The following is a 1393-nucleotide window of genomic DNA, read 5'->3' on the forward strand; positions in this document are numbered from 1 at the left end:
CCGTTACTTCATGACCATTCCCGAGGCCTGCCAGCTGATCCTGCAGGCGGCTGCCTCGGCCTCGCACGGGGCCATCTACACGCTGGACATGGGCGAGCCCGTGCCGATCCGTGTGCTGGCCGAACAGATGATCCGCCTGGCCGGCAAGCAGCCGTACAAGGACATTCCGATCATCTACACCGGCCTGCGCCCGGGCGAGAAGCTGCACGAGACGCTGTTCTATTCCGACGAAGACTACCGCCCGACCTCGCACCCGAAGGTGCTGGAAGCCGGCGTGCGTACCTTCTCGCGCGATCTGGTGCTGGGCAACGTGCCCAAGCTGCGTGAGGCAACGGTGAGCTACGACACCGGCGCGATCCAGGAAATCCTGTTCGCGACCATGCCCGAGTTCTCGCCAATCGAACAAGATGCATACATCTCGTCCGCTAAAGTCGTGCCATTCCCCGCACGAGAGGCCAGCAGGCACTAATGAGCAAGCGCATTCGCAAGGCAGTTTTCCCGGTGGCAGGCCTGGGTACCCGTTTCCTGCCCGCCACCAAGACGGTTCCGAAGGAAATGCTGCCGATCATCGATCGGCCTCTCATCCAGTACGCAGTGGACGAGGCGATCGAGGCGGGCTGTGACACCCTGGTGTTCATCACCAACCGCTACAAGCACGCCGTTGCCGATTACTTCGACAAGGCCTACGAGCTGGAACAGAAGCTGGAGCGCGCCGGCAAGCAGGAACAGCTGGAGCTGATCCGCCACGTGCTGCCCGAAGGCGTGCGCGCGATCTTCGTCACCCAGGCCGAGGCACTGGGCCTGGGCCACGCCGTGCTGTGCGCCAAGGCGGTGATTGGCGACGAGCCGTTTGCCGTGCTGCTGCCCGACGATCTGATCTGGAACCGCGGCGCCGGTGCGCTGAAGCAGATGGCCGATCTGAACGAGGCCAGTGGTGCCAGCGTGATCGCGGTGGAAGACGTGCCGCACGAGAAGACCGCCAGCTACGGCATCGTCGCCACCGAGGCGTTCGATGGCCGCAAGGGTCGCATCTCGCAGATCGTGGAAAAGCCCAAGCCGGAAGACGCGCCGAGCGATCTGGCGGTGGTCGGTCGCTACGTACTGAGCCCGAAGATCTTCGAGCTGCTGGAGCAGACCGGCAGTGGTGCCGGTGGCGAGATCCAGCTGACCGATGCGATTGCCGCGCTGCTGGCACAGGAGCCGGTGGATGCCTACCGCTTCGAGGGCACGCGGTTTGACTGCGGCACGCACCTGGGTCTGGTGGAAGCGACGATCCGCTTCGCCTTGGACAACCCGAAGCTGGCCGGCCCGGCCCGCGAGAAGCTGGCGGCGATGCTGGCGGAGTAAGGGTTTATCAAGCGCTCCGTGCAGCGCCTCCCTGTATCCCTGGGGA

2 protein-coding genes are annotated in these 1393 nt (G+C 64.6%); both read left to right on the top strand.

All coding sequences use genetic code 11. From position 1 onward, the window contains the following. On the top strand, window positions 1-469 hold a 469-nt coding region (locus AC06FA_RS19890), incomplete at its 5' end, for a polysaccharide biosynthesis protein (protein ID WP_478069788.1). Beyond that, a complete protein-coding gene (gene galU / locus AC06FA_RS19895; RefSeq protein WP_108752873.1) occupies window positions 469-1347 on the top strand; it encodes a UTP--glucose-1-phosphate uridylyltransferase GalU in 879 nt (292 codons plus the stop codon). The genes AC06FA_RS19890 and galU, both read left to right, overlap by 1 nt. Window positions 1348-1393 lie beyond the last annotated feature (46 nt).

This window comes from Stenotrophomonas sp. Steno-C17, from assembly GCF_056393165.1.